9 protein-coding genes are annotated in these 8,168 nt (G+C 47.9%); 6 read left to right on the forward strand and 3 right to left on the reverse strand.

Translation table 11 applies throughout. The features are described 5' to 3' along the window. The first annotated feature begins 513 nt into the window (after positions 1 to 513). Positions 514 to 1,275 (forward strand): glucose 1-dehydrogenase, encoded by a 762-nt coding sequence (locus Q7V48_13125; protein ID MDO9211672.1) that lies wholly within the window; start codon positions 514 to 516, stop codon positions 1,273 to 1,275. A gap of 70 nt (positions 1,276 to 1,345) precedes the next feature. On the opposite strand, the gene Q7V48_13130 is transcribed toward Q7V48_13125, so the two are convergent. Continuing rightward, positions 1,346 to 1,711 (reverse strand): cupin domain-containing protein, encoded by a 366-nt coding sequence (locus Q7V48_13130; GenBank protein ID MDO9211673.1) that lies wholly within the window; start codon positions 1,709 to 1,711, stop codon positions 1,346 to 1,348. A gap of 262 nt (positions 1,712 to 1,973) precedes the next feature. Here Q7V48_13130 and Q7V48_13135 point away from each other — a divergent pair, with 262 nt between their 5' ends. Further along, complete coding sequence (locus Q7V48_13135) at positions 1,974 to 2,702, forward strand: 4Fe-4S dicluster domain-containing protein (GenBank protein ID MDO9211674.1); 729 nt, start codon at positions 1,974 to 1,976, stop codon at positions 2,700 to 2,702. A gap of 51 nt (positions 2,703 to 2,753) precedes the next feature. Here the strand turns inward: Q7V48_13135 and Q7V48_13140 are convergent, their stop codons facing one another. Then, on the reverse strand, positions 2,754 to 3,470 hold the full coding sequence (locus Q7V48_13140; GenBank protein MDO9211675.1) for a creatininase family protein: 717 nt from the start codon (positions 3,468 to 3,470) through the stop codon (positions 2,754 to 2,756). Positions 3,471 to 3,792: 322 nt separating this feature from the next. On the opposite strand from Q7V48_13140, the gene Q7V48_13145 reads away from it, so the two are divergent. Continuing rightward, complete coding sequence (locus Q7V48_13145) at positions 3,793 to 4,230, forward strand: PilZ domain-containing protein (GenBank protein ID MDO9211676.1); 438 nt, start codon at positions 3,793 to 3,795, stop codon at positions 4,228 to 4,230. 96 nt (positions 4,231 to 4,326) lie between these two features. On the opposite strand, the gene Q7V48_13150 is transcribed toward Q7V48_13145, so the two are convergent. After that, positions 4,327 to 4,758, reverse strand: a complete 432-nt coding sequence (locus Q7V48_13150; protein ID MDO9211677.1) for a sigma factor — start codon at positions 4,756 to 4,758, stop codon at positions 4,327 to 4,329. 699 nt (positions 4,759 to 5,457) lie between these two features. Between Q7V48_13150 and Q7V48_13155 the strand changes: the two genes are divergently transcribed. From Q7V48_13155 to Q7V48_13165, 3 genes are all read left to right on the forward strand, one after another. Further along, positions 5,458 to 6,621 (forward strand): iron-containing alcohol dehydrogenase, encoded by a 1,164-nt coding sequence (locus Q7V48_13155; protein ID MDO9211678.1) that lies wholly within the window; start codon positions 5,458 to 5,460, stop codon positions 6,619 to 6,621. A 119-nt stretch (positions 6,622 to 6,740) separates the two neighbouring features. Next, the gene (locus tag Q7V48_13160; GenBank protein ID MDO9211679.1) at positions 6,741 to 7,694 is read left to right on the forward strand and encodes an acetamidase/formamidase family protein; all 954 of its coding nucleotides are present in this window, start codon (positions 6,741 to 6,743) and stop codon (positions 7,692 to 7,694) included. Between the two features lie 257 nt (positions 7,695 to 7,951). Further along, the coding region (locus Q7V48_13165; GenBank protein MDO9211680.1) for a flavodoxin family protein at positions 7,952 to 8,168 on the forward strand (217 nt) is incomplete at its 3' end.

Consider the following 8,168-nt stretch of genomic DNA (forward strand, 5'->3'; position numbering starts at 1 on the left):
AGGATGACCACCCCTACTTGTTATTCTGTCAGGATTTTGCTTCCGGCAGGGTGGATGAAGAAGTTGAATCCAATAGCAAGGATTTAAACTCAAAAGACAAAAGGCTAACCCCAAATTCACAACAGCCCCCATGAAATCCGGCCAGTTCAATCTTTTAGAGATGGAAAGATAAGAGACGGTTCAGACCGTTGATTATCGCTTTTTCTCTCCTCGTTTCTCCTTTGATCCCTTGGATGGGGAAAAAGCGCCAAAAGATTCCCATTGAAAAAATTTCTTGAAAAGATACATCTCTTCTGGGAAAATGGGATAAAATCTTTCCCGGAGAGGGAAGAAGTTAGGCCAGTGAATCAATGGTTCATTGAGTAACTGGGTCATTCAGTCATGGAGTCATTTGGTAATAATGGTTTTCGGCCATTTCCCTTATTCCATAAGCTTAAATGGTAATTTTTACGTTTTCTGTACGTTCTCTCTTGAGAAAAAAATATTTTCCAATCTTCAAAAAGGACGGAGGGTATGAAACTCAAAGGAAAAGTTGCGATCATTACCGGGGCCAGCAAAGGGATTGGCAAAGGGATTGCTGTCCGGTATGCCCAGGAAGGAGCGGCTGTGGTCCTGGCCAGCAGGGCCATGGATCTGCTCACCCCCATCGCCAGTCAAATCAATCAGGAAGGCGGAAAAGCCCTGGCTTGGGAAGTGGATGTGACCCGGTTCGAAAGCGTTTCAACCATGGTTGACAAATCCGTAGAGCAATTTGGCCGGCTGGATATCATGGTCAACAACGCCGGAATTTCCATGGCCCATCCTTCAGAGGAACTTTCTCCCCAGGATTGGCAGCGAGCCTTAGACACGGACCTCTCGGGAGTGTTTTACGGATGCCAGTGTGCCGCCCGCAAAATGATCCCCCAAGGTGGGGGTTGTATCATCAACATTACGTCGGTCTACGGCATCGTGGCTGCACCGGGAAGGGCGGCTTATTGTGCCGGTAAAGCGGCTTGCAACATGCTCACCAAAGTTCTGGCCATTGAGTGGGCGAAGAAGAACATCCGGGTTAATGCCATTGCTCCCGGTTATTTCCGGACCGAATTGGTTCAGGAAGTCATTGACAACGGAATGCTGCCCATCGGGGGCATCGAAAAGCGCACGCCCATGGGCCGGATCGGGGAAGTGGATGAAATATTGGGTTTGGCCGTCTACCTGGCGAGTGATGAATCCGGCTTTATGACCGGGTCGGTCGTGAATATTGACGGCGGCTGGGAGGCGTATGGGTACATCTAAATTGCGGATTGCGGAATCCGGAATTAAATAAGGCCCAAGGCCAAAGGCTCAAGTCTTTAGCACTGGCCAATCAGGTCTTTTGGATTAGGTATTCAGGCGCATCCTTTTTTAGAAAGTCTTCTCGGATCGGGGAAAAAATATCCAGAACAATAGCGGGCTCTTCTCCCAATATCTGCGCCTCATGGGGTTCTTGGGAGGGAATCCGGTAAAGGGCGGGGGCTTTTAGGATCGTTTCTTTTCCCTGGATGCGCCATTTCATTTTGCCTTTAATCAATATTCCCATTTGTTCATGCGGATGGGAGTGTTGTCCTACCACCACCCCCGGATCGATTTCGAAATAAATGCTCATGACCTGATTCAAGGTGAAAATAAAACGGCGAATCCCCGGAGCAATTTGGTCCAAGGTCATATTCCCGAGTTCTTGAAAATATTCCATGGCAATTCCCTCCATTTTTTTGGTTTCAATATGAGGAAGCTATCACTGGTTAACTTAGATGTCAAGCAACCCGGTATCCGCGCTCTTGGTAACCATTCTGGGCAATGTTAAGGAATTGTAAGAATCCGGAATCCTTTGAGCTTTTTCAGAAAATAAAATTTTAGATAGGTACTTTATCAACAGCCTGTAAAGATTCGACCTCATTTCTTACATTTCCTATGCCAATTTATTTATACCGTTATTGAAAGAAAAAGGATGAAATATGAAAAAGGGGGTTAATGAATTGAAACCGGCAAAGACCACGCTAACTCACGAATTGGGAATGTTTTCCCGGCAGCGGGGGGCTGATCTTTTTGGAATTGCCGGCTTGGTGCCGGCCCGTGATTTCATCGCATCCGGGAGTGATCCCTTTGTTGCCCAGTTCCCCCGGGCTATATCTATAGGGATGCAATTATGTGACGGTATTGTCGAACAACATACTCCTGATGAGCCGCGCCGGCATAGCCTTTACTGGCATCATGTATATGAAGTAGTTAGCAGGGCGCTGGACTTCTTGGCTTATGATGTCGCGCGGTGGCTGATCGAAAAGGGCTTTAAGGCATTCCCGGTTCCGGCGTCTGCGCCTTACAACTTTGATAAGCTGGAGGGAATTTTTTCCCACAAGCTGGCTGCCCATCTGGCAGGGGTGGGCTGGATTGGCAAGAGTTGCCTGCTGCTGACTGATCGCTTCGGGCCCCGGGTGCGCTTGGTCTCGGTGCTGACAGACGCCCCCCTCGATGCTGGAACACCCTTCGATAGGGCTTGCGGCAAATGCCATGTTTGCGTGGATACCTGTCCGGTGAAGGCCTTTACCGGCGTGGAGTTTCGGGCTGACGAAGGGCGAGAGGTTCGTTTTGACGTGTTCAAATGCAGCGAATACCGTCGGGAACATCCCTGCGGGCTCTGTGTCTCCTCTTGCCCCATGGGCAGCCGCCGGAGACACCGGGATTAGTTAAGAGCATTCTTTATCGGCGGCCTTTCTGGCCTGACACCCTTACACTTGCTAACGGCTTTTGGAGGCATTGATATCCAAAAGGACACGCCGGATGTAGGCGGCGGCTTCTGAGACTTTTCTCTCCAGGTCTGTGTATCCTTTTGCGGCGGTTGCTCTCGAAGGATACCCCCATACGCCGTGGGGGCTCACGCCGCCGATTCCCACAAAGTCAAAGGCGGAGGCCGGGCATTTGGGGGAAAAGTCCACGACCCGATCGGCCTTGAAGCATTCCGGGTAAAACGCCTGGATGAAGGATGCTTCCGACTCACAGGCGTGGAGCTGTTCCACCGGAACCTGTCCTCTGTAAGAAAGTATGTCTCCCGTTGAGATGATCCTGAAGGCTTCGTGCCTGCGGTTTATTTCAATCATCGTCGGTTTAAGTATCCAATTACCGCCGTGAATGTTCACAATGACCGCCGTTCGGTATCCACCCGAATATAGGCTTTCCGCAATGTCCTCGAGCAAACGCCTGGCTGTCATGGCACTGAAGGTAATGGTGCCTCGAAAGCGGATGTGCCCCCAGGAGGTCAGGATCGGCAGCGCAGGAAGCAGGTAGGCATTTAGTTCTGCGGCCAACCGACGAGACAGTTCTAATGCTTGCAGGTAATCGGTGGCCAGCGGCTGGGAAGGAGAGTGCTGTTCGGTTGCCGTAGTCTCTTTTTCCAACTGTCGACCGGCATCTGTCTGGGCGTCGGTTCTTTTGCCACGGCGGTTCCTCTCTTTCATATCTCATTTTTTTTAATATTTCAGATACCCGGGCAGGCGGCAAGGGGACATTTTCAACCATTTGGCGAAGAGCGTCAGGCATTTTAAAGGCTCATCGGGGTACAGAGGATCCCCCGTCTCCCTTCCCCTGTTTTCCTTCAATGGGAGCTCTGAAAATCCCCGTTAATTTAGCCCTTTAAATTTGCCTTGACTTTCTTCCTCGACTGGAGTAAATCTCAGAAAAATTTAGGTAAGATTTCTGCCAGGCCCTAATTAACCTAACAACCTAACCTTTAACCATCTGGCTCACATGAATTTGGCCTTTAGCCTTATCGAGATGATAATGAAAAGAGGTTTTCAGAAGATTGGTTGGTTAATCTTGAGCTGGCGAAAATATTTTGCGCTTGAACGTCGCCGGCAAGCTCGTTATCCAATAGCCATCAACGTAGAATTCTATGTCTTTGATGAGGTAACCAAGACCCCCCTTACTGCAAAAGCTACCGGACGCCTCGTTAATATCTCCAGTAAAGGTGCCCGTCTGCAAACCAATACTGTCCGTATTGGATACCATCATCTCGTCATAAGTAGTAGCCCGGAAGGGGAAACTCCTCTCATTCTTGAATTCCCACCATCCTCGGAAGGGATCCCTTTGACATTAAAGGCCCAAATATTTTGGTATAATACGATTGGCGCGGAAAGTGGATTCAAATTTGAATTTGGGATAAGGTTCGTTGACATCCCTCCAACCCAACAGAAACGTCTCGAGTCTTTAATAAAATAGAACCACTAAAGATTACTGACCAAGAAATACATTACTGGTTTGATCTTTTGGTAAGACGTTAACATAGGAAAATGAAATTTCTGATTCTTTGAAGATTTATAACGGGTAGCCGTATTTTTCCTTGCAGTTTAGCAGCGTCCGAACCGCCTTCTCTAAAGCCTTCCTATCCTCCCGGCGTACAGCCTGATCGTAAGGGTTTGGGCTTGCCGGGTCCGCAAAGTTCTGAAGGGGATCCTCCTGGTCTTCTTCCCCATCCCCTCGACCCAGCCAGGCCAGAAATCGCTTGCGTACGGTAGTTCGGCGGTGCCAGTCAGTCATACGGCTCTGCAGGATACGATAAAAAAGGACTTTCCATTCTCCTTCCGGGCGAGCCGAGTAACGTCGCACAAATTCAAACATGGTCTCCTGCACCAGATCCAGAGCTTCATCGGTGTTGCGGGAAGCGAATTTGGCCATCTTGAACGCCCGTCGTTCAACATCAGCCAAAAATCGGCTCAGCGTATCTTTCGAATTCAGGGTTAACTCCACGCTTACCTTCACTATCCAGGAATAATATTATCTCCTATTCATAATAACGCACAGCATTGAAATCCGTTTACAAAGAAATTTATGCGGGGATTTTTTTCGTCCCGGAATTTAATATAGGACCCTTTTTCCATTTATGCCACCAGATGCGGGAAAACCGATTGGAAGAAACCCTGGCCAGAGGCATTGTTGAGATTACGGAGATGAACGAAAAGGGAAGGGTTCCAGATCCCGAGCCTATCTATAAATTTTCTTGATTTCGTAAAACTTTTTATATATCATGAAGCAACTTTCCCGTTGACCTCGAGATCAAAAGAGCCTCGGGTTACCAGCGGATATGCCTCTTTAGAGGCTTGGCAACCCTTGGAGGTTTATAAAGAAATAAAATTTTGGATAGGTACTTTGCCAAGAATGCGCCCTCAGTCATTCCCCCTTATACGGTTTGGAATTCAGCCAAATGGTTACGTAAAAAGGGGGTTAAAAAGGAATACGAATGGTTTTAGAGCTTGTAATTCGGGCACTTATAAGCGGAATCTTATTAGGGGCCATTTATGGGGTACTAAGCATGAGTTTTAGCATGGTTTATGGTATCGTGAAGCTGCCAAACTTTGCCCCTGGAGCATTGGCAATGCGGGGGATGTATGCGCATTTTGTACTTTGGGTATGCTGAGTTTTTTTAAAGAAATGTAATGGAGGAAACCGATGAACATGATGAACGTTTTGACCTACCTATGTCCAACAAAGATCTATATGGGTATCAATGCCCATAAAAAGCTAAAAGAGATTATCGCTGAACAGAAGGTGAAACACTTGTTTTTGATGTGTGATCCGGGTGTGGTTTCTGGCGAAATTTATCAATTCGTAGAAAACATCCTCAAAGATAATCATGTAACCTTCGACGTCTTCACCGAAATCGAGCCCGATCCGAGTACCAAAACCGTAGAGAAGGCCTATGAGATTTGTCGAACCACGCGACCTTCTATTTTATTAGCCCTTGGCGGCGGAAGCACCATGGATGCAGCGAAAGCTGCGGGTATCCTCGCCACCAATGGAGGACGGATTCAAGATTACGAGGGCAATGACAAGTTCAAAAATCCCCCCTTGCCACTCATTGCCATACCGACAACGGCAGGTACTGGCTCAGAGGTTTCGTATGTTTGCGTAATTACCGATACCGAACGAGCTACCAAAATGCCAATAAGAAGTGCCGCATTGAATCGTGCCCAAATTGCCATCTTAGATCCAGTGGCCCTTACGTCATTGCCAGAGAAGGCTGCCGCCCATGCTGCGATGGATGCCTTCGTTCATGCCCTCGAATCCTATGTCTCCTTAAATGCCAATCCAATCACTGATGCGGTGAATCTGCATGCCATCGAATTAATAGCTCAAAACGTTAGATCCTTTGTGTCAAACAGAAGCCATCTTGAAGCGGGATTTCATATGCTCTGTGCGGCTACGCTTGCTGGCATGGGTTTCAGCAATACTGGCCTTGGAAATATCCATTGTATGGCAAGACTTGTTGGTGCCTTTTTCCATGTACCTCACGGCCTCTCGAACGCAGTCTGCCTTCCCTATGTGGCAGAATTTAATCTGGTGGCTAACCCAGAAAAATTTGCCAGAGTAGCCTTAGCGATGGGAGAAAAGATCCAAGGTCTAACAGGTTTAGAAGCAGGAAGAAAGGCCATTGAAGCGATTAAACAAATGAATAGAGATTGGGATATACCGATGAAGTTGAGAGAAATTGGTGTTACGGCAGATAGGCTACCAGAGATGGCACGCCTTGCATTTGAATCCGATTATAATCGTTGGAATCCTCGATACACAACGGTTGAAGATTTCCGTTCCCTGTTTGAGAAGGCTTTTTAAAACTTTCTAACCATGATTGTTAGAAAAAATTTTGGAAAAAAGGGCATTTTCTGAAACCATTTCGTAACATAGGATTTTAATAGATTAAGGCTTTGTTCAATCAATGGGGAGGAACGGCAATGGACCAAGGCAGAAAGACCCACAAACTGATGGCATCCCCGCAAACCGTGCACACAGGCTTTTTTGACGCGACCCTCCCCCCCGTTCTCGCCATCGAATCTGGGGACACCGTGGTTATGAGCTCGTTGATGCTGATGGATGGCCAACTTCGTTGCGGGATGACCCTTGAAGAATTAATTGCCACCCGCCAGGCCTATACTGATCGTCATATTGGGCCACATACCCTAACCGGCCCGATTTTCGTTAAAGGGGCCGAGCCGGGAGACGCACTGGAAGTACGTATCCAAAAATTGGTGCTTGCCGACTGCGGGGTGAATTATCACTGGCCGGGGAGATTTGATAGGGGCGGGCTCCCGGAAGATTTTCCAGACGGACAAATCAAGACATTGAAATTGGACTTGGAAAAAATGGAGACCACTTTCGCTCCCGGAGTGGTCATCCCCCTGAAACCTTTCTTCGGGGTGATGGGGGTCGCACCCCGAGCGGGAGAAAAAAGGCCTTCCTCCATTCCGGATTATTTCGGTGGGAACATGGACAATAAAGAACTCGTCCCGGGAACGACTCTTTTTCTACCGGTCGTTGTGCCCGGCGCTCTTTTTTCTGCCGGGGATGCTCATGCCGTTCAAGGAGATGGGGAGGTAAATGTTACCGCCATTGAGACCGCTATGATGGAAGCCGTACTGCAATTTTTCGTGCGCAAAGATATGAAAATTGAGAGACCCATGGCGGAGACGCCCAACCATTGGATCACCATGGGGTTCCATGAGGACCTGGATGAGGCCGTCAAGATTGCCTTGCGGGATGCAATTCAATTCATATCCAAAACAAAAGGATTAACCTTGGATGACTCCTATGCCCTATGCAGTCTGGCGGTTGATTTACGGGTCACCCAAATCGTCGACGGCAATAAAGGAATTCATGCCATGATCCCGAAGGCAATTTTCAAGAAATAAGGAAAGGGATCAGGCATAAGTAACTAAGTAAATGAGGTCAAGTGCGGTGGGGAATTCAACCCTGGTTTGCCTTCAGCCGAGCCCTACCTGAGGAAATAACTGCCTGCCTCCTTCATAAAGCCTATCCCCTCGCTGCTCTTCAGGATAGAGGATTGAAAAGGCGGTTTGTTGAGGGAGATATTTGCGCAAATAATATTATTCATTAAGGGCGGGGTTGATGGGAATTTAGCAAAGAGATCAGAAAGGAGGAGAATAAAATGAAGGTTGTTGCGTTTAACGGGAGCCCTCGAAAGGACGGCAATACATCTATCCTTATCCAACATGTTTTCAACGAACTCGCAAAACAAGGTATGGAAACCGAATTGGTGCAACTGTCGGAAAAGGAACTCCGGGGCTGCATCGCCTGTTACAAGTGTATTGAAAATAAGGACCAACATTGTGCGGTAAAAAGTGACGCAGCGAATGAGTATATCG

This window comes from Deltaproteobacteria bacterium (assembly GCA_030654105.1).
GTDB lineage: Bacteria > Desulfobacterota > SM23-61 > SM23-61 > SM23-61 > JAHJQK01.

Excerpts from the sequence above, each read along its gene's own strand:
- Q7V48_13125 (MDO9211672.1), top strand. The coding sequence starts at position 514 with ATGAAACTCAAAGGAAAAGTTGCGATCATTACCGGGGCCAGCAAAGGG.
- Q7V48_13130 (MDO9211673.1), bottom strand. The coding sequence starts at position 1,711 with ATGGAATATTTTCAAGAACTCGGGAATATGACCTTGGACCAAATTGCT.
- Q7V48_13135 (MDO9211674.1), top strand. The coding sequence starts at position 1,974 with ATGAAAAAGGGGGTTAATGAATTGAAACCGGCAAAGACCACGCTAACT.
- Q7V48_13140 (MDO9211675.1), bottom strand. The coding sequence starts at position 3,470 with ATGAAAGAGAGGAACCGCCGTGGCAAAAGAACCGACGCCCAGACAGAT.
- Q7V48_13145 (MDO9211676.1), top strand. The coding sequence starts at position 3,793 with ATGAAAAGAGGTTTTCAGAAGATTGGTTGGTTAATCTTGAGCTGGCGA.
- Q7V48_13155 (MDO9211678.1), top strand. The coding sequence starts at position 5,458 with ATGAACATGATGAACGTTTTGACCTACCTATGTCCAACAAAGATCTAT.
- Q7V48_13160 (MDO9211679.1), top strand. The coding sequence starts at position 6,741 with ATGGACCAAGGCAGAAAGACCCACAAACTGATGGCATCCCCGCAAACC.